The sequence below is a fragment of the Mycobacterium sp. IS-1742 genome (assembly GCF_001500125.1).
Lineage (GTDB): Bacteria > Actinomycetota > Actinomycetes > Mycobacteriales > Mycobacteriaceae > Mycobacterium.
Genome location: NZ_LQIV01000004.1, coordinates 140,819 through 159,905, shown reverse-complemented (window position 1 = coordinate 159,905; position 19,087 = coordinate 140,819). Strand labels below are relative to the sequence as shown.

20 protein-coding genes are annotated in these 19,087 nt (G+C 70.7%); 10 read left to right on the top strand and 10 right to left on the bottom strand.

The window, feature by feature from the left end; all coding sequences use genetic code 11:
- Positions 1-17 precede the first annotated feature (17 nt).
- Both AU196_RS04325 and AU196_RS04320 read right to left on the bottom strand, forming a co-directional pair.
- Positions 18-1,094 (bottom strand): sulfate/molybdate ABC transporter ATP-binding protein, encoded by a 1,077-nt coding sequence (locus AU196_RS04325; protein ID WP_059093853.1) that lies wholly within the window; start codon positions 1,092-1,094, stop codon positions 18-20.
- Positions 1,091-1,867: an ABC transporter permease gene (locus tag AU196_RS04320; protein WP_502687210.1), complete on the bottom strand. Its 777-nt coding sequence runs from the start codon at positions 1,865-1,867 to the stop codon at positions 1,091-1,093. The genes AU196_RS04325 and AU196_RS04320 overlap by 4 nt, the downstream gene beginning before the upstream one ends.
- Positions 1,868-2,033: 166 nt before the next feature.
- Here AU196_RS04320 and AU196_RS04315 point away from each other — a divergent pair, with 166 nt between their 5' ends.
- The 3 genes from AU196_RS04315 to AU196_RS04305 all read left to right on the top strand — a co-directional run bounded on the left by AU196_RS04315 (position 2,034) and on the right by AU196_RS04305 (position 5,164).
- Complete coding sequence (locus AU196_RS04315; protein WP_059093872.1) at positions 2,034-2,720, top strand: SDR family oxidoreductase; 687 nt, start codon at positions 2,034-2,036, stop codon at positions 2,718-2,720.
- A gap of 18 nt (positions 2,721-2,738) precedes the next feature.
- Positions 2,739-3,668: an LLM class F420-dependent oxidoreductase gene (locus AU196_RS04310; RefSeq protein WP_059093851.1), complete on the top strand. Its 930-nt coding sequence runs from the start codon at positions 2,739-2,741 to the stop codon at positions 3,666-3,668.
- 110 nt (positions 3,669-3,778) lie between these two features.
- Positions 3,779-5,164, top strand: a complete 1,386-nt coding sequence (locus AU196_RS04305) for an NAD(P)/FAD-dependent oxidoreductase (protein ID WP_059093850.1) — start codon at positions 3,779-3,781, stop codon at positions 5,162-5,164.
- On the opposite strand, the gene AU196_RS04300 is transcribed toward AU196_RS04305, so the two are convergent.
- The 8 genes from AU196_RS04300 to AU196_RS04265 all read right to left on the bottom strand — a co-directional run bounded on the left by AU196_RS04300 (position 5,157) and on the right by AU196_RS04265 (position 10,891).
- Complete coding sequence (locus AU196_RS04300) at positions 5,157-5,789, bottom strand: urease accessory protein UreD (protein WP_059093849.1); 633 nt, start codon at positions 5,787-5,789, stop codon at positions 5,157-5,159. The two genes, AU196_RS04305 and AU196_RS04300, sit on opposite strands and share 8 nt — an antisense overlap.
- Positions 5,789-6,490: an urease accessory protein UreG gene (gene ureG / locus AU196_RS04295; RefSeq protein WP_059093848.1), complete on the bottom strand. Its 702-nt coding sequence runs from the start codon at positions 6,488-6,490 to the stop codon at positions 5,789-5,791. The genes AU196_RS04300 and ureG overlap by 1 nt, the downstream gene beginning before the upstream one ends.
- A gap of 10 nt (positions 6,491-6,500) precedes the next feature.
- Positions 6,501-7,136 (bottom strand): urease accessory protein UreF, encoded by a 636-nt coding sequence (locus AU196_RS04290; RefSeq protein ID WP_059093847.1) that lies wholly within the window; start codon positions 7,134-7,136, stop codon positions 6,501-6,503.
- Complete coding sequence (locus AU196_RS04285; protein WP_059093846.1) at positions 7,136-8,857, bottom strand: urease subunit alpha; 1,722 nt, start codon at positions 8,855-8,857, stop codon at positions 7,136-7,138. Before AU196_RS04285 ends, AU196_RS04290 begins: the two co-directional genes overlap by 1 nt.
- A complete protein-coding gene (locus tag AU196_RS04280; RefSeq protein WP_059093871.1) occupies positions 8,854-9,171 on the bottom strand; it encodes an urease subunit beta in 318 nt (105 codons plus the stop codon). Before AU196_RS04280 ends, AU196_RS04285 begins: the two co-directional genes overlap by 4 nt.
- Before the next feature lie 8 nt (positions 9,172-9,179).
- Complete coding sequence (locus tag AU196_RS04275) at positions 9,180-9,482, bottom strand: urease subunit gamma (RefSeq protein ID WP_059093845.1); 303 nt, start codon at positions 9,480-9,482, stop codon at positions 9,180-9,182.
- 55 nt (positions 9,483-9,537) lie between these two features.
- Positions 9,538-9,942 (bottom strand): PaaI family thioesterase, encoded by a 405-nt coding sequence (locus tag AU196_RS04270; protein ID WP_059093844.1) that lies wholly within the window; start codon positions 9,940-9,942, stop codon positions 9,538-9,540.
- A gap of 175 nt (positions 9,943-10,117) precedes the next feature.
- The gene (locus AU196_RS04265) at positions 10,118-10,891 is read right to left on the bottom strand and encodes a hypothetical protein (RefSeq protein WP_059093843.1); all 774 of its coding nucleotides are present in this window, start codon (positions 10,889-10,891) and stop codon (positions 10,118-10,120) included.
- A gap of 203 nt (positions 10,892-11,094) precedes the next feature.
- On the opposite strand from AU196_RS04265, the gene AU196_RS04260 reads away from it, so the two are divergent.
- From AU196_RS04260 to AU196_RS04230, 7 genes are all read left to right on the top strand, one after another.
- Positions 11,095-11,511 carry a BlaI/MecI/CopY family transcriptional regulator gene (locus AU196_RS04260; RefSeq protein WP_059093842.1) on the top strand — a complete coding sequence of 139 codons (417 nt, stop codon included), beginning with the start codon at positions 11,095-11,097 and terminating at the stop codon, positions 11,509-11,511.
- 14 nt (positions 11,512-11,525) lie between these two features.
- The gene (locus AU196_RS04255; RefSeq protein ID WP_059093841.1) at positions 11,526-12,476 is read left to right on the top strand and encodes a M56 family metallopeptidase; all 951 of its coding nucleotides are present in this window, start codon (positions 11,526-11,528) and stop codon (positions 12,474-12,476) included.
- Between the two features lie 43 nt (positions 12,477-12,519).
- A complete protein-coding gene (gnd, locus tag AU196_RS04250; RefSeq protein ID WP_059093840.1) occupies positions 12,520-13,980 on the top strand; it encodes an NADP-dependent phosphogluconate dehydrogenase in 1,461 nt (486 codons plus the stop codon).
- A 98-nt stretch (positions 13,981-14,078) separates the two neighbouring features.
- Positions 14,079-15,515: a GuaB1 family IMP dehydrogenase-related protein gene (locus AU196_RS04245; protein ID WP_059093839.1), complete on the top strand. Its 1,437-nt coding sequence runs from the start codon at positions 14,079-14,081 to the stop codon at positions 15,513-15,515.
- A 205-nt stretch (positions 15,516-15,720) separates the two neighbouring features.
- On the top strand, positions 15,721-17,115 hold the full coding sequence (locus AU196_RS04240; protein WP_059093838.1) for a hemolysin family protein: 1,395 nt from the start codon (positions 15,721-15,723) through the stop codon (positions 17,113-17,115).
- Positions 17,115-18,167, top strand: coding sequence for a hemolysin family protein (locus AU196_RS04235; RefSeq protein WP_059093837.1), 1,053 nt, complete (start codon positions 17,115-17,117; stop codon positions 18,165-18,167). Before AU196_RS04240 ends, AU196_RS04235 begins: the two co-directional genes overlap by 1 nt.
- A complete protein-coding gene (locus AU196_RS04230; RefSeq protein ID WP_059093836.1) occupies positions 18,167-19,084 on the top strand; it encodes a hypothetical protein in 918 nt (305 codons plus the stop codon). Before AU196_RS04235 ends, AU196_RS04230 begins: the two co-directional genes overlap by 1 nt.
- The last annotated feature ends 3 nt before the right edge of the window (positions 19,085-19,087 follow it).

Below are 19,087 nucleotides of genomic sequence, written 5' to 3'. Positions count from 1 at the left end.
GGCGAGGACGCCGACCGTTACGGCGCCGGATGCAACGCGACCTCCTGGGCCTTCACGGCCAGCGAGACGCGGTCCCCGGGAGTCAGGCGCAGTTCGGCGGCCGATTCGGCGGTGATGGCGGCCGCCAACCCGGGCACGCCCCCGGGCTGCTCCGCCGCCCGCACCCGTACCGCCGGCCCGCTGCTGTCCACCTCGGCGACCGTGACCTCGACGGTGTTGCGCGGGCTGCCGTGCGGACGCTGCCGGTACACCGCGACGGCCGCGGGCCGGAAGATCGCCACCGCCGGCTCACCGCTGACCACGTCGTCGGCCGCGACACCGTGCCAGTCGACGCCGCCCGCGTGGAGCACGCCCGCCGGCCCGGCAACGCCGACCACGAGGTTCACCCCGGCGAACCGGGCGCCGAACGGGCTGCGCGGCGCGGTGAGCACCGCGTCTGCCGGACCGGCCTCGGCGACCCGGCCGCCGTCGACGACCACGACCCGGTCGGCCAGTGTCGCGACGTCGACCAGGTCGTGGGTGACCAGCACCGCTGAGCGGCCGTCCTGGGTGAGCACCCGCCGCAGCACACGTCGCATCGCCCCCGCGACGGCGACGTCGAGACCGGCCAGCGGTTCGTCGAGGAGCAGCACGTCGGGTTCGGCGGCCAGCGCACGCGCCAGGGCGACCCGCTGCGCCTGGCCGCCCGACAGCTGTCGCGGCATCCGCCCGGACAGCTCGGCGGCATCCAGTTCACCGAGCCAATGCTGGGCGCTCGCACCGGCTTTCGCACGCGACCGGCCGGAGCTTCTGGCACCGAACGCGACATTGGCCGCGACCCGGAGGTGCGGGAACAGCAACGGATCCTGCAGGAGCAGCCCGACCCGCCGACGATGCGTCGGCAGGTGCACACCGGCGGCCGTGTCGGTGAGCAGACGGTCACCGACCCGGACCACGCCGTCGTCGGGCCGCACCACCCCGGCGATCACGTGCAGCGCGGTCGACTTGCCTGCGCCGTTGGGTCCGAGCACCGCGAGCACCTCCCCCGGGCCGACGGCGAAATCGACGTCGACACCGCGGCGCTCGACGCGCGCCCGCACCGCCAGCCCGGTCACGTCCAGCCCTGCGCGCGTAGGCGGCGACTGCCCAGGCCGACGACGACCACCGCCGCGACCGCCACCAGGAGCACCGACAACGCCACGGCCGCGTCCGGGTCGCTTTCGCGCTGCAGGTAGATCTCGAGCGGGAGCGTGCGGGTGACACCCTCGCGAGACCCGGCGAACGTCAGCGTCGCGCCGAACTCGCCGAGCGCCCGCGCGAACGCCAACACCGAGCCCGAGACCAGGCCGGGTGCGAGCAGCGGCAGCGACACCCGCCACCAGACGGCCGACGGCCGGGCCCCGAGCGTGGCCGCCACGACCTCGTAGTCCGTCCCCGCGGTCCGCGCCGCCCCCTCCAGCGCGATGACCAGGAACGGCAGCGACACGAACGTCTGCGCCAGCACGACGGCCGCGGTGGTGAACGCGATCTGGATGCCTGCCGCCTCGAGATACCGGCCGAGCAGCCCGAGCCGGCCGAAGGCGTAGAGCAGCGCGATACCGCCCACCACCGGGGGCAGGACCAGCGGCAGCAGCAGCACCGGGCGCACCGCCCGCACGACACGTGACCGGCTGCGGGCCAGCACCATTGCCATCGGCACTCCGAGCAGCACGCACAGCACGGTGCTCGCGGTGGCCGTCTGCAGGCTCAGGACCAGCGCGGCGACCGAGGATTCGCTGCTCACCAGCGTCGCGAAACGCGGCCAGTCGACCTTCGCGGCGACCGACACCAGCGGAAGCGCCACGAACAGCGCGCCGGCCACCGCCGGCACGTAGATCCACCGGGGCAGCGCGGACCCCTCGGTGACGGTCACGCGATGCACATTAGGTCACCGGCGTGCGCCTATACCGCATCGTCCGCGCGTCGATTAACCCGAGGTAGCTACCGTCCAGTAACATCGACGCGAGACCGCGGCCCCCGCGTGCTGTGGTCGAGCCGACGAGGAGGGTATGGCGATGGAGGTGCTGGTCACCGGCGGTGATACGGATCTGGGACGGACGATCGCCGCGGGGTTCCGCGACGACGGGCACCAGGTGGTGATCGCCGGCGCGCTGCGAGAGGACCTCGAGATCGCCGCCAAGGAACTCGACGTCGACTCCATCGTGTTCGACAACACCGACCCGGCCAGCGTCGAAGAGGCCCGGTCGCTGTTCCCGCACCACCTCGACACTCTCGTCAACGTGCCCGCACCCCGGTACGCCGCGGAGGACCCGCGCACCTTCGGCCTGGCCGACCACGCGCTCGCCTGGCGGCGCGCCCTGGACACCACCGTGCTGTCGGCGGTGCTGACCGTCCAGATCGTCGGCGACCACCTCCGTTCGGGCGGGTCGATCGTCAACGTCATCCCCGAGAACGTCGTCATCGCCCAGGCCCGCGAGGGCAGCGTCGACGCCGCGATCAAGGCGGCGCTGTCCGACTGGACCGCCGGGCAGGCCACCCACTTCGGCACCCGCGGGATCACCGTCAACGCCGTCGCGACCGGGAAGAGCGCCGAGCCGTCCTACGACGGTCTGTCGAGCACCCCGCCCGCCGTGGCCGCCGAGATCGCCCGGCTGGCCCTGTTCCTGTCGACGCCGGCGGCCCGCCACATCACCGGTCAGACGATGCACGTCAGCCGCGGAGCGATGGCCAACTTCGGCTAGCCCGATAGGGTCGATGGAGTGACGATTCGACTCGGACTCCAGATCCCGAACTTCAGTTACGGCACCGGCGTCGCCGAACTCTTCCCGACGGTCATCGCGCAGGCCCGCGAGGCCGAGGAGGCGGGCTTCGACTCCGTCTTCGTGATGGACCACTTCTATCAACTGCCCGGGCTGGGCACCCCCGATGCCCCGATGCTCGAGGCCTACACCGCACTCGGCGCGCTGGCCACCGCCACCGAACGCATCCAACTCGGCACGCTGGTCACCGGCAACACCTACCGCAACCCCACGCTGCTGGCCAAGGCGATCACCACGCTCGACGTGATCAGTCAGGGCCGGGCCATCCTCGGACTCGGCACGGGCTGGTACGAGCTGGAACACGATGCGCTGGGCTACGAGTTCGGCACGTTCACCGACCGGTTCAACAAGCTGGGCGAGGCGCTGCAGATCATCCTGCCGATGCTCGGAGGTGAGCGCCCGACGTTCGAGGGCCGGTACTACCGCGTCACGGAGGCGATCGCCGAGCCACGCTTCCGCGACCACATCCCGCTGATGATCGGCGGCAGCGGCGAGAAGAAGACGATCCCGTTGGCCGCCCGCCATTTCGACCACCTCAACATCATCGCGGGGTTCGACGAACTGCCTCGCAAGATCGAGGTCGTCAAGCAGAAGTGCGAGGAGATCGACCGGGACCCGGCGACGCTGGAGACCAGCATGCTGGTGGTGGCGATCATCGACGAGAACGTCACCGGCGACGTCATCCCCGACGACTTCAAGCAGCAGGCCGTGTACGGCAGCGCCGAGCAGATCGTCGACCAGATCAAGACGAAGGTGCTCGGCGCGGGTGTCGACAGCGTGATCCTGAGCCCCGTCACCAGCCTCAACGGATACCAGCCGGGCGGCATCACGGAGGTCGCCGCGTTGTTGAAGCCGGTGCTGGGCGTTTAGTTCCGCGCCTCGCGTGGCATAAGCCACAACCGACCGAGTGCCCAACGCCGGGCACCGCCGACTACCGTAGAGGGCGAGAATTCGCATGTCCCGCCCGTCGAGGAGCACTGATGAGCCATCCCGGAGCCACTCCAACGGATCGGCACAAAGTCGTCATCATCGGGTCGGGGTTCGGTGGCCTGAGCGCCGCCAAGACCCTCAAGCGCGCCGATGTCGACATCAAGCTGATCGCCCGCACGACCCACCACCTGTTCCAGCCGCTGCTGTATCAGGTGGCGACCGGCATCATCTCCGAGGGTGAGATCGCCCCGGCGACCCGCGTGGTGCTGCGCAAGCAGAAGAACCTGCAGGTGCTGCTCGGCGACGTGACACACATCGACCTGCAGAACCGGCTCGTGCACTCCGAGCTGCTGGGCCACGACTACGCCACGCCCTACGACAGCCTGGTCGTCGCCGCGGGCGCCGGTCAGTCCTACTTCGGCAACGATCACTTCGCCGAGTGGGCGCCCGGCATGAAGTCCATCGACGACGCGCTGGAGTTGCGTGGCCGCATCCTCGGCGCCTTCGAGCAGGCGGAGCGGTCGAGCGATCCGAAGCGACGCGAGAAGCTGCTCACCTTCGTCGTCGTGGGTGCCGGGCCGACGGGCGTGGAGATGGCCGGCCAGATCGCCGAGCTCGCGGACTACACGCTCAAGGGCACGTTCCGGCACATCGACCCGACCAGCGCCCGGGTGATCCTGCTCGACGCGGCACCGGCGGTGCTGCCGCCGATGGGCGAGAAGCTGGGCAAGAAGGCGGCGGCCCGGCTGGAGAAGATGGGCGTCGAGATCCAGCTGAATGCGATGGTCACCGACGTCGACCGCAACGGGATCACGGTCAAGGATCCCGACGGCAAGCTGCGGCGTATCGAATCCGCGTGCAAGGTGTGGTCGGCCGGCGTGTCCGCCAGCCCGCTGGGACGCGATCTGGCCAACCAGTGCGAGGTCGAGGTGGACCGCGCCGGACGCGTCAAGGTGCTGCCCGACCTGTCGATCCCGGGGCACCCGAACGTGTTCGTCGTCGGCGACATGGCCGCCGTCGAAGGCGTGCCGGGTCAGGCGCAGGGCGCCATCCAGGGTGCCCGCTACGCCGCGAAGCTGATCAAGAACGAGGTCAAGGGCGCGAACCCCGCGTTCCGCCAGCCGTTCGAGTACTTCGACAAGGGTTCGATGGCGACGGTGTCGCGGTTCTCCGCGGTCGCCAAGGTCGGTCCGCTGGAGTTCGGCGGTTTCATCGCCTGGCTGGCATGGCTGGCGCTGCACCTCGTGTACCTGGTCGGCTTCAAGACCAAGATCGTCACGCTGATCTCGTGGACGGTGACGTTCCTGTCGACCAAGCGCGGACAGCTCACGATCACCGAACAGCAGGCGTACGCCCGAACGCGCATCGAGGAACTCGAGGAGATCGCCGCGGCGGTCACCGAGACCGAACGGGAGAGGGAGCAGGCGGCTAGTTAGTCAGCCGCTCCCCCTGCCAGGTCGCCAGGCACCCGCCGGCCGCCAGCGCGAGCACCATGCCGTCGGACGCGAACGACGGTTCGGGATAGCGCAATTCGCTCACGCACGCCAGCGGGCGGCCGAGTGCGTCGTCGGCGGCCGATCCGCTGCCCAGCTCGACGCGGTGCCGCAGCAGCGGTGCGCCGTCGACGTCGGCGTGCAGGGCGCCGGACCAGAAGCCCTCTCGTTCACCGGTTCTGCCGATCTGCACCCGCTCCCGCAGGCGGATGCCGCCCGCGCCGGCCAGCCGGATGCGCGTGGTCGTCAGGTGCCGCGAGGCGCCCGCGACGACGGTGGGCTGCGGGTCGATGTCGAGGTCCCCGGCGGATTCGATGTCCCAGCACGTCCGCGACTCCGGGGTCGTCGCGCTCGGCAGCGTCACGGTGGCCGCCGCGCTGCGCACCACCAGCCGGGCGCCCGGTTCCACCACGACACGCACGCTGATCACGTCGCCACCCAGCGGCGTGGCCGCCGCGGACACCAGGTGCACGGTGTCGTTCCCGGTGTGGCGCACCGCGATCCCGCCGGTGTGCTCGATGCGGGGGGTGCGCCTCGGCGACGCGACGATGAGGACGTCGGAACGCACTAGCCCTGCACCGGCACCCTCAGCTGTGCGCGCACCCACTCGAGCACCGGCCCGGCCGTCGGATCGGCGGTCAGCGAGATGAGCACGAAGGGCCGGTCGCCGCGCACCGCGGCCGAATCGCGTCGCATCACGTCGAGATCGGCGCCGACCATCGGCGCCAGGTCGGTCTTGTTGATCACCAACAGGTCCGAGAACGTCACCCCCGGTCCACCCTTGCGGGGTACCTTGTCACCCCCGGCGACGTCGACGACGAAAATCTGCACGTCGACGAGCCCGGACGAGAACGTGGCGGTGAGGTTGTCGCCGCCTGATTCCACCAGGATGAGATCAAGCCCGCCGAGGCGGTCCTCCGGGCCGGAATGCGCGGCGATGAGGTCGTCGATGGCGTCGAGGTTGGCGGTGATGTCGTCGCGGATGGCGGTGTGCGGGCAGCCGCCGGTCTGCACGGCGGCGATCCGGTCGTCGGGCAGTACCGCGTGGCGCCGCAGGAAGTCGGCGTCCTCGGTCGTGTAGATGTCGTTGGTCAGCACCGCCAGCGACAGTTCGTCGCGCAGTTGCCGGCACAGGGCGGCCACCAGCGCCGTCTTACCGGAGCCGACGGGGCCGCCGACGCCGATGCGCAGGGGCTCCCCCGGCGTGCGGACCCGTCTCGGGCGGTCGGTGTGGCCGTGGGGTTGGCCGTCGAGCAAATGCGGTGGCATGACGAACCTTTCAGGAGGCGAACAACGGCCGCTCGCGGGCGCCGTGCCGCTGGGCCAGCACGTCGAGCAGCGGATCGGACAGATCGGCGGGCTCTTCGGTGGCGACCGCGGCGACCTCGTCGCACAGCGGGGCCAGCCCGAGGGTCAGTGCCGCGACGTCACCGGGGTCGAGCGCGAGCAACCGCTGCGCGGCGGTGGCCGAGCCCGTCATCGTGGTGTAGACGACCGACAGCGCCGTCTGCCCGGGGGTCAGCCCGGCCGCGGCACCCACCGCGCCCGAGGCGACGGGCAGGTGCGGCGTGCGGCCCAGGGCGTCCCAGTCGTGGTCCGGCCAGACCCGGCGGGCCAGCCGTGCCAGTCCCCTGCCCTGCGCCCGGGAGGCGGCGCGTGCGGCCGGAGCCGGTGTGCGCGCGTCGGTTTCGCGGTCGGCCACCGCCACCGTAAGGCTGCCCGCGTGTACGGCCGCGGCGATCGATGCGGCGACCAGACCCTGGGTGCGCACCCGCCGGACCAGGTAGGCGTGCAACGTCTCGACATCGGTGACGAGCCCGCTGGTGACGGCTTCCTCGACACCGCCGGAGTGGACGTGGCCACCGGTGGGAAGTCGGGAGTCGGCGAGGGCCAGCAGGGTGGTCAGTGCGGTCATCAGAACAGGAAATAGCGTTGCGCCATCGGCAGTTCGGTGGCCGGCTGCTCCTGCCACACGTCGCCGTCGATCCGCACGGTGAAGGTATCGGGGTCGACCTCGATGCGGGGCAGTGCGTCGTTGAGCGGCATCTGAGCTTTCCCGACTTGCCGGCAGTTCTTGACGGCGACCAACGAGCGCCGGATGTCGAGGCGGTCGGCGAGGCCGTCCTCGACCGCCTGCGGCGAGACGAAGTGCACCGACGTCGCGGCGGCCGAAGCCGGTGCCGCACCGAACATCGGGCGGGGCAGCACCGGTTGTGGTGTGGGGATCGAGGCGTTGGCGTCACCCATCGCGGCCCAGGCGATCATGCCGCCCTTGACGACCGCGTGCGGGCGGACGCCGAAGAACGCCGGCTCCCACAGCACGAGGTCGGCGAGCTTGCCCACCTCGACGGAGCCGATCTCGTGGTCGAGGCCGTGTGCGACGGCCGGGCAGATCGTGTACTTGGCGACGTAGCGGCGGGCGCGCAGGTTGTCGGCCCGGCCGTCGCCCTCCAGTGCGCCGCGGCGCCGCTTCATCACGTGTGCGGTCTGCCAGGTGCGCAGCACCACCTCCCCGATCCGGCCCATCGCCTGCGCGTCGCTGCCGATCATCGAGATCGCCCCGATGTCGTGCAGCAGATCCTCCGCGGCGATGGTCGACGGTCGGATGCGACTCTCCGCGAAGGCGAGATCCTCGGGGACGCTGGGGTTGAGGTGATGGCACACCATCAGCATGTCGAGGTGTTCGTCGAGGGTGTTGACGGTGTGCGGGCGGGTCGGATTGGTCGAACTCGGCAGCACGTTGGGGTGCGAGGCGACGGTGATGATGTCGGGTGCGTGGCCGCCGCCCGCGCCTTCGGTGTGGTAGGCGTGGATCGACCGGCCCTTGATCGCCGCCAGGGTGTCCTCGACGAAGGCCATCTCGTTGAGCGTGTCGGTGTGGATGTTGACCTGGACGCCCGCCGCATCGGCGACGGTCAGGCACGCGTCGATCGCGGCCGGGGTGGTGCCCCAGTCCTCGTGCAGCTTGAATCCCGCTGCGCCGCCCCGTAACTGCTCCCACATCGCCTCGGCGGACACGGTGTTGCCCTTGCCGAGGAGCACGACGTTGAGCGGCCAGGTGTCCAGCGCCTCGAGCATTCGGGCCAGGTGCCACGCCCCCGGGGTGACGGTGGTGGCCTTGCTGCCCTCCGCCGGCCCGGTGCCGCCGGCGACGATCGTCGTGATGCCGCCGCCGAGGGCTTCTTCCATGATCTGCGGGCAGATCAGGTGGACGTGGCAGTCGATGGCGCCCGCGGTGACGATGCGCCCGTTGCCCGCGATGACCTCCGTCGAGGGGCCGACCACCAGGCCGGGGTGCACACCGTCCATGATGTCGGGGTTGCCGGCCTTGCCGATCGCGACGATGCGACCGTCGCGGATACCGATGTCGGCCTTGACGATTCCCCAGTGGTCGAGGATGACGGCGCCGGTGATGACGGTGTCGGGGGCGCCGTCGGCGCGGGTCGCCCTGGCCTGTCCCATCGACTCGCGCAGGACCTTGCCGCCACCGAACACGGCCTCGTCGCCCGCGAGTCCGGGTCCACCGCTGTGATCCTCGGTGATCTCGATGACGAGGTCGGTGTCGGCCAACCGGATCCGGTCACCGACGGTGGGGCCGTAGAGCGCGGTGTAGCGATCGCGCGACAGGCTGGTCATCGCGTCCCGTCCAACCGGCCCGGCGGGTTCGGCGACAACCCGTGCACCTCACGCGTACCGCGCAGCGGGACGAGCCGGACACGCTGCGCGACACCGGGTTCGAAACGCACAGCGGTGCCCGCGGGGACATCGAGGCGGTGACCGTGTGCGACGGTCCGATCGAAGTCGAGTGCGGCGTTGGCCTGCGGCAGGTGCACGTGGCTGCCGACCTGCACCGGCCGGTCACCGGTGTTGACGACCTCCATCTCGAGACGCTCGGCACCGGCGTTGATCTCGATGGCCCCCTCGCCGAAGAGGATCTCGCCGGGCACCATGGGCGCGGTCACGGGATCGGGTGGTGGACGGTGACGAGTTTCGTCCCGTCCGGGAACGTGGCCTCCACCTGCACGTCGTGCAGCATCTCGGGCACTCCCTCCATCACGTCGTCGCGGCTGAGCACATCGCGTCCGCTGACCATCAGCTCCGCCACCGTGCGGCCGTCGCGGGCGCCTTCGAGCAGGTGGTCGGTGATGACGGCGACGGCCTCGGGATGGTTGAGGCGCAGCCCACGGGCTCGCCTGCGCCGTGCGAGGTCGGCGGCGTAGGAGATCAGCAGGCGGTCCTGCTCATGCGGGGTCAGACGCATAGTGGGCGATCCTGCCATGGTGCGCCATGCGCGGCAGCGCTCACGCCCGAGGACCCTAGGCGTCGGCGATGTTCTGCAGCCGAACCTGACCGCGCGCGACCAGCCTGTCGTTCTCGTCGGTGATGGTGATCAGCCACAACTGCTGTCGACGACCGCGGTGGATCGGCGTGGATACCGCGGTGACGGTTCCCGAGGAGATGGCGCGCAGGAAGTCGGTGTTGTTGTTGACGCCGACGACCGTGCCGCCGCCGTTCTCGCTCAGCCAGACGTGGCCGGAGACACTGGCGAGGCTCTCGACGATCGCGCAGTAGACGCCGCCGTGCACGATGCCCCATGGCTGCAATAGTTTGTCGTGGATCGTCAGCTGTGCCCGGCCGCCGTCGGGGGTGATCTCGAGATAGGTGAGGCCGAGTTCCGAGTCGTAGCCGTCGCCGAGGCCGTCGGGTACCTGTGTGGTCACAGCAGACGTGTCTACACCGCGGCGTGGGGCGGACGCGACACGGGTTGGGCGAGAAAGCGGACGGGCCCCGCACGTGATGTGCGAGGCCCGTCCTTTTCGATGGACCGGGGGTCTCTGCAGCCCTCAGGACTCCGGCGCGGTCCGGTGGAACATGATTAGAATAGGCAAGGCTGCCCTAATTAAGCAAGACCTTCCCCCCGCTGCCGCGCACCGCACCGCGGACGGGAAGGCCGAATCCGACGAGCGCGTCGAGCACGGCCTGGCCGCGGCGCATGCTGGTCCATTCGCTCGAGCCGGCGAGCAACGGAACCTGGGTGGCCGCGCCGACTACCGCCCCGCCGACGAGGTGCCACATCGCCGGCACGGACATCGCGCCGCCGCTGACGGCGGCCAGCCTGGTGAACAGCGGCGCGAGCGCACGGTGACTGCGATGGGCCACCCACGTGGCCAGCGCGGCCTCGCTCGGCAGCGCGACGATGCCCTGCGGCGCCCCGAGCCGCAGCCGGGCCGGGCCGTCGACGTGGGGATCGTCGGGCAGTGCGCGCAGGGTGGGGTCCACGACGCCGACCCAGTCGATGGCGCCCTCGGAGTCGACGTGCACCCACAGGTTCTCCAGCCCGGTGTCCCAGGCGCGGCCCTCGAGCACCAGCAGCGGGATGACCCGGCCGAGGACGACGTGGGCCAGCGTGGCGGCCAGCTGCTGGGCGACCGCGGCACGGTTGTCGGTCTCGGCGCTGGCCAGGTCGAACATCGCCTGCAGGCGATCACCGGTGAGCGCCTCGGTCAGCGGCCACCACCGGCGCCGGGACAGGTCACCCATGACGGCGACCCCGTAGACCCGTGGGCACTCGGGGTACAGCTCGCGCAGCCGTCGGCTCGATTCGTGCAGCGGGAGTGTCCGCTTGATGGTCATGCCCGCGATCAGCGGGTCCTCGATCAGTACGGTCACTGCACCTCCGGCGGCTGGCTTGAGTTAGGTTAGCCTTACTATAACTACGAGCCCGGGCGGGGCCAGAACGTGTGATCGGTCTCACAGGACCGCCCCGGTCACCAGGGCGGGAATGTCCGCGATGAGGAAGACTGTTGCTCCTCTGCATCGGATACGACGCGCGGTAGTACCCTGGTTCTACTGTTGGAGAGAGTGACGGGAACATGGCCAAGTTGACACGTCTGGGCGAGCTCGAGCGCGAGGTGATGGACCACCTGTGGTCCGCCCGCGAGCCCCAGACCGTGCGCCAGGTGCACGAAGCGCTCGCCGCTCGACGCGACCTGGCCTACACCACGATCATGACGGTGCTGCAGCGGCTGGCGAAGAAGAACCTGGTGGTGCAGCACCGTGACGACCGGGCGCACCGCTACGCCCCCACCCACGGTCGCGACGAACTGGTCGCCGGGCTGATGGTGGACGCCCTCGACCAGGCCGCCGATTCCGGTAGCCGGGAGGCCGCCCTGGTGCACTTCGTCGAGCGCGTCGGCGCCGACGAGGCCGCCGCGCTGCGCCGGGCGCTGGCCGAATTGGAGGGCAAGCAAGGTCTCACCGAGCCCGCTGGCGGTCCGGGCACCGCCTGAGCGACAATCGAGGGGTGTCCGCGCTGGCCTTCACCCTTGTCGCGCTGCTCCTCGTGGGGCCGGTGCCGGCATTGTTGGCGCGTGCGTCCTGGCCGATGCGGGCTCCGCGCGCCGCGGTGGTCCTCTGGCAGTCCATCGCGCTGGCCGGTGTGCTCTCGGCCTTCTCCGCCGGAATCGCGATCGCGAGCCGGCTGTTCGTCCCCGGCCCCGACGGCCGACCGACCGCCACCGTCACCAGTGAGATCGACGCGCTCGGCTGGCCGCTGTGGTTGCTCCACGTCGTGGCCTTCGCCCTCACCCTGCTGATCGGCGCCCGCCTGATCGTCTCGGTGCTGCAGGTGGCCGTCGCCACCCGCCGCCGGCGCGCCCACCACCGGATGATGGTCGACCTGCTCGGGGTGTCCCGCGACGCGGTGCCCACCGACGTCCGCAGGCAGGCGACCGGCCTGCGCGTCCTCGACGTCGAGCAGCCGCTGGCCTACTGCCTGCCCGGGGTGCGCAGCCGGGTGGTGCTCAGCGACGGGGCGCTCAAGACGATGACCCGCGAGGAGATCGCCGCGATCCTCACCCACGAACGCGCCCATCTGCGCGCCCGGCACGACCTGGTCCTGGAGATGTTCACCGCGGTGCACGCCGCGTTCCCCCGGTTCGTCCGCAGTGCCAGCGCCCTGGACGCGGTGCGGCTGCTGGTCGAACTGCTCGCCGACGACGCGGCCGTGCGCACGGCGGGCCCCACTCCGCTCGCGCGCGCCCTCGTCGCCTGCGCCGCGGGGCGTGCCCCCTCCGGCGCGCTGGCCGCGGGTGGCCCGACCACCGTGATCCGGGTGCGCCGTCTCGGGGGCCGGCCGAACAGCCTCGCCCTGGCCGCCGCCGCCTATCTGGCCGCGGCGGTGGTGCTGGTCGGTCCGACCTTCGCCGTCGCCGTCCCGTGGCTGACCGAGCTGCACCGCCTGTTCGTCCGCTAGGCCCACCCCGCGAGAACACAACAGAAGAGGAAAGGCTGCGCCCATGAGCTCGTCCGAGAAGTCCACCGCAGGCACCGCGCAGATCGGGGTCACCGGCCTGGCCGTGATGGGCTCGAACATCGCCCGCAACTTCGCCAGGCACGGCTACACCGTCGCCCTGCACAACAGGTCGGTGGCCAAGACCGACGCGCTGCTGGCCGACCACGGTTCCGACGGCTCCTTCGTGCGCACCGAGACCATCCCGGAGTTCCTCGCCGCGCTGGAGAAGCCGCGGCGGGTGCTGATCATGGTCAAGGCCGGCGAGGCCACGGACGCCGTGATCGACGAGCTCGCCGATGCGATGGAAGAGGGCGACATCATCATCGACGGCGGCAACGCGCTCTACACCGACACGATCCGCCGGGAGAAGGCGATCCGCGAGCGGGGCCTGCACTTCGTCGGCGCGGGGATCTCCGGTGGCGAGGAGGGCGCGCTGAACGGGCCGTCGATCATGCCCGGCGGACCGAAGGAGTCCTACGAGAGCCTCGGCCCGCTGCTGGAGGAGATCTCCGCGCACGTCGACGGCGTCCCCTGCTGCACACACATCGGACCCGACGGCGCGGGGCACTTCGTGAAGATGGTGCACAACGGCATCGAGTACTCCGATATGCAGCTCATCGGGGAGGCCTATCAGTTGCTGCGCGACGGTCTCGGCAAGTCGGCCCCCGAGATCGCCGACGTCTTCGACGAGTGGAACCGCGGTGACCTCGACAGCTTCCTGGTGGAGATCACCGCGCAGGTCCTGCGCCAGACCGACGCGAAGACCGGCACACCGCTGGTCGACCTCATCCTCGACGAGGCCGAGCAGAAGGGCACCGGCCGCTGGACGGTGAAGTCCGCGCTCGACCTCGGTGTGCCCGTCACCGGCATCGCCGAGGCCGTGTTCGCCCGGGCGCTGTCCGGTTCGGTGGCCCAGCGCAAGGCCACCACCGGCCTGGCCGCCGGTCACCTCGGCGAGAAGCCCAGCGACGCAGCGCAGTTCACCGAGGACATCCGCCAGGCCCTCTACGCCTCGAAGATCATCGCCTACGCCCAGGGCTTCAATCAGATCCAGGCCGGCAGCGCCGAATACGACTGGGGCATCACCCCCGGCGACATGGCCACCATCTGGCGCGGCGGCTGCATCATCCGGGCCAAGTTCCTCAACCGGATCAAGGACGCCTTCGACGACGATCCCGACCTGCCGACCCTGATCGTCGCACCGTACTTCCGCGACGCGATCGAGGCCGCGATCGACAGCTGGCGCCGTGTCGTGGCCACCGCCACCCAGCTGGGCATCCCGATCCCCGGATTCAGCTCCGCGCTGTCGTACTACGACGGGCTGCGCACCGAGCGGCTGCCCGCCGCGCTGACGCAGGGGTTGCGCGACTTCTTCGGCGCCCACACCTACGGCCGCATCGACACCGACCCGGCCAAACGCTTCCACACCCTGTGGAGCGGCGACCGCACCGAGGTCGAGGCGTAGCTCTCTCGCGAGCAGACACAGATTCGCGCTCTTGACGCGCTCATCACGCGAATCTGTGTCTGCTCGCGGCGGGGAGCGCGCAACTAGACTGGCCGGCGATGAGATTTCTCGACGGCCACCACCCGGCATACGACCTGACCTACGACGACGTCTTCGTCGTCCCGCAGCGGTCCGACGTGGCGTCGCGGTTCGACGTCGACCTGTCCACCGTCGACGGCTCGGGCACCACGATCCCGGTCGTGGTCGCCAACATGACCGCCGTCGCAGGCAGGCGGATGGCCGAGACCGTGGCCCGCCGCGGCGGTCTGGTGGTCTTGCCGCAGGATCTGCCGATCTCGGCGGTCCAGCAGACCGTCGACTTCGTCAAGAGCCGCGACCTGGTCGTCGACACCCCCGTCATGCTCGCGCCCGACGATTCGGTGTCCGACGCGATCGCGCTGATCCACAAGCGCGCGCACGGGGCGGCGGTCGTGGTGTTCGAGGGCCGCCCGATCGGGCTGGTGACCGAATCGACCTGCGTGGACGTCGACCGGTTCACCCGGGTCCGCGACGTCGCGATCACCGACTTCGTCACTGCACCGGTGGGCACCGATCCGCGCAAGGTCTTCGACCTGCTCGAACACGCCCCCGTCGGGCTCGCGGTGCTCACCGAACCGGACGGCACGCTGGCCGGCGTGCTCACCCGCACCGCCGCCGTCCGCGCCGGCCTCTACTCCCCAGCGGTCGACCGGCACGGACGACTGCGCATCGCCGCGGCCGTCGGCATCAACGGCGACGTCGGGGCGAAGGCGCGAGGGCTCGCCGAGGCCGGGGTCGACCTGCTGGTGATCGACACCGCGCACGGTCACCAGACCAAGATGCTCGAGGCGATCCGGGCGGTGGCCTCCCTCGATCTGGGCCTGCCGATCGCGGCGGGCAACGTGGTCTCGGCCGAGGGCACGCGCGACCTCGTCGCCGCGGGCGCATCGATCATCAAGGTCGGTGTCGGCCCCGGCGCGATGTGCACCACCAGGATGATGACCGGCGTCGGCCGGCCGCAGTTCTCGGCGGTCGTCGAATGTGCCGCGGCGGCAAAGGATCTCGGGGCACACGTGTGGGCCGACGGCGGGGTGCGTCATCCCCGGGACGTGGCGCTCGCCCTCGCGGCGGGTGCGGCCAACGTGATGATCGGATCGTGGTTCGCCGGCACGTACGAATCCCCCGGTGACCTCATGCACGACCGCGACAACCAGCCGTACAAGGAGAGCTACGGAATGGCCTCGAAGCGGGCGGTCGCGGCGCGCACCGCCGGGGACAGTTCGTTCGACCGTGCCCGCAAGGCGCTCTTCGAGGAGGGCATCTCGAGGTCGCGGATGAGCCTCGACCCGACCCGTGGCGGCGTGGAGGACCTGCTCGACCACATCACCTCCGGGGTCCGCAGCACCTGCACCTATGTCGGCGCCACGACCCTGCCCGAACTGCACGACAAGGTGCTGCTCGGGGTGCAGTCGGCCGCGGGCTTCGCCGAGGGCCGCCCACTGCCGACCGGCTGGTGAGAGTCCGGCTACGATTGGGCATTCGCGCCGTCACTCGCTGACGCCCGACGTCCGACCGAGGAAGGGATCACGTGCCGCAGGCACCCGCCGAGGCCCGGTCTGCACCGGAGGCCTGCCGGGCCGAGCACCCGTCCATCGAGCCCCCCGACGCCGAACCGTCTTCTAGACTGCCGGGCTCACGGCCCGGCGCACCGGTGACGATGCGATGAGCGTCGTGTACACCCTGCTCTCACTGCTGGCGATCGTGCTGTTGACCGCGGGTACCGCGGTGTTCGTCGCCGCCGAGTTCTCGTTGACGGCGTTGGAGCGCAGCACCGTCGAGGCCAACGCGCGCAGCGGGCACCGACGCGACCAGATGGTGCGTCGTGCCCACCGCACCCTGTCCTTCCAGCTCTCGGGCGCCCAGGTGGGTATTTCGATCACCACGCTGGCCACGGGCTACCTTGCCGAACCCGTGGTGGCCCGGCTGCTGCATCCGGTTCTGGACGCGATCGGACTGTCGGAGCGGGCCGCCGGCGGCGTGGCCCTGTTCCTGGCGATCCTCATCGCCACCTCGCTGTCGATGGTCTTCGGTGAGCTCGTCCCGAAGAACCTGGCCGTGGCCAGGCCGGTGCCGACCGCGCGCGCATCGGCCCCTCCGCAGCTGCTGTTCTCCGCGATCTTCACGCCGCTGATCCGGTTGACCAACGGCACCGCGAACCTGATCCTGCGCCGGCTGGGCATCGAACCCGCCGAGGAGCTCCGGTCGGCGCGCTCGGCGCAGGAGCTGATCTCGCTGGTGCGCAATTCGGCGCGCAGCGGGTCACTCGACCCGGTGACCGCCGTGCTCGTGGACAGATCGCTGCAGTTCGGCGACCGCACCGCCGAGGAGCTGATGACACCGCGCACCGAGATCGAGGCCCTGCAGGCCGACGACACCGTCGCCGATCTCATCGCGGCGGCGATCGAGACGGGGTACTCGCGCTTCCCGATCGTCGAGGGCGACCTGGACGAGACGATCGGTGTCGTCCACGTCAAACAGGTGTTCTCGGTGCCGCGCGACGACCGCGGACGCACCCGCCTCGCGGCGCTGGCGATTCCGGTCGCGACCGTCCCCTCGACCCTGGACGGCGATGCGGTGATGACCCAGATCCGCGCCAACGGCCTGCAGACCGCGCTGGTGGTCGACGAATACGGGGGCACCGCGGGCATGGTGACCGTCGAGGACCTGATCGAGGAGATCGTCGGCGACGTCCGCGACGAGCACGACGACGCCACACCCGACGTCGTGGCCGCCGGCGAGGGCTGGAAGGTGTCGGGTCTGCTGCGGATCGACGAAGTCGCCGCCGGAACCGGCTTCCGCGCCACCGAGGGCGAGTACGAGACCATCGGCGGGTTGGTGCTGCAGGAACTCGGGCACATCCCGGAGGTCGGTGATGCGGTCGAGCTGACCGCTTTCGATCCGGACGGACCGCTCGAGGACCCGATCCGCTGGCAGGCCAGGGTCGTGCAGATGGACGGCCGCCGGATCGACCTGGTGGAACTGACCGAACTCGGGCGCCGCGGCGACACCGATCACGAGCACGCCGGCGACGGTGCCGAGCCGGAGGAGGACCGCTGATGGGTGGCGATCTGTTCGGCGTGCTGCTGACCGTGCTGCTGCTGGGTGCCAACGCGTTCTTCGTCGCGTCCGAGTTCGCGCTGATCTCGGCGCGCCGCGACCGGCTCGAGGCGCTGGCCGAGCAAGGCAAGAAGAGCGCGGTGACGGTCATCCGGGCCGGTGAGAACCTCTCACTGATGCTGGCCGGATCCCAGCTGGGCATCACGATCTGCTCGATCCTGCTGGGCCGGGTCGGCGAACCCGCGGTGGCGCATCTGCTGGAGAAACCGTTCGGGCTGCTCGGCATCCCGGACGCGGTCCTGCACACCGTGTCGTTCGTGGTGGCGCTGAGCGTGGTGGTGACGCTGCACGTGCTGCTCGGCGAGATGGTCCCGAAGAACATCGCGATCGCCGGACCCGAGTCGGCGGCGATGCTGCTGATCCCCGTCTATCTCGTCTACATCAGGGCGGCGCGCCCGCTCATCGCGTTCTACAACTGGTGCGCCAACGCCACGCTGCGGGCCGTCGGCGTGGAGCCCAAGGACGAACTCGACGTCAACGTGTCGACGGTCGAACTGTCGGAGATGATCGCTGAGTCGGTGTCCGAGGGTCTGCTCGACCCCGAGGAGCACACCCGGCTGACCCGCGCCCTGCAGATCCGCAACCGCGCCGTCAAGGACGTGGCGATGCCACTGGACACCATCCACGCCATCCCGGCGTCGGTGCCGGGGCAGGGCCCGACGGTCGCCGCGGTCGAACGGGCGCTGGCCGAGACGGGGTACTCCCGGTTCCCGGTGACCGCACCGTCCGGGCAGTTCCTGGGCTACCTGCACATCAAGGACGTGCTCCCGCTGGTCGGTGACCCCGACGCGGTGCTGGACCGGTCGATGGTGCGCCCGCTCCCCCAGCTGCCCGCGTCGCTGCCGTTGCCCGAGGCGCTGACCCGGCTGCGCCGCACCAACAGTCACCTCGCTCTGGTCACCTCCGACGGGGCGATCACCGCGATGGTGGCGCTCGAGGACCTCGTCGAGGACCTCGTCGGAACGGTGCGCGACGGAACGCACCGGCGGTGATGGTCGAGGTCCTCGACGAGTCGGTCTGGGTGCGGCGGGAACGCACCCACCGCGATCGCGTGGACGCGTTCTGCGCACCGCATCAGGCGAGGCGCAGTGCGGGCCGGACCCACCCGGTGTGGGACTTCCTGTTCACCTACTACAGCCTGCGTCCCCGCCAGTTGCGGCGCTGGCACCCCGGATTCGGCGTGGTGCTCTCGGGGCCCGCCGCCCGCGACCGTCCGGGCCGTTCCGGCTACGGCGCGGTTCCCGGTGGGGCGACCGTGACCGTCGAGCACCTGCGCTCGCGGGCCGACACCGTGGCGTTCGTGGCCGGCCTGCTGCGGGCCACCGCCGCGCGCCCGGCGCGGCTGAACTGCTTCGGATTACACGAGTGGGCCATGGTGTACCGCTGCCCCGAGACCCGCCACGACGCGGTGCCGTTACGCCTCGGACGGCGGGGAACGGACGCGGTGGTGGAATCGATGTCTCTGCGCTGCAGTCATTTCGACGCCTACCGGTTCTTCACCGACGCTGCGGTCGGCCGCAACGTCGAACCGTTGAGCCGCGCGCGTCAGATCGACACCGAACAGCCTGGCTGCCTGCACGCGGCGATGGATTTGTACAAGTGGGCGTACAAACTCACACCGCTGGTGGCGTCCGATCTCGTGATGGACTGCCTGGAACTGGCGGCCGACGCGCGGGTGCTCGACATGCGCGCGAGCCCATACGATCTCCGCGGCTACGGATTCGACGCCATCGCGATCGAAACCCCGGCGGGGCGGGCCGAATACGTCCGCGCGCAGCAGGACATCGCCGACCGGGCGGCCCCGCTGCGCGCCACACTCGCGGCGCGATGTGACGCACTGCGCACCGCACTGGCAGCAGACGGCGCGGCGCCGGTGCGCGCTGGATTCGCCGAGGTTACCCATGGGTAAGCT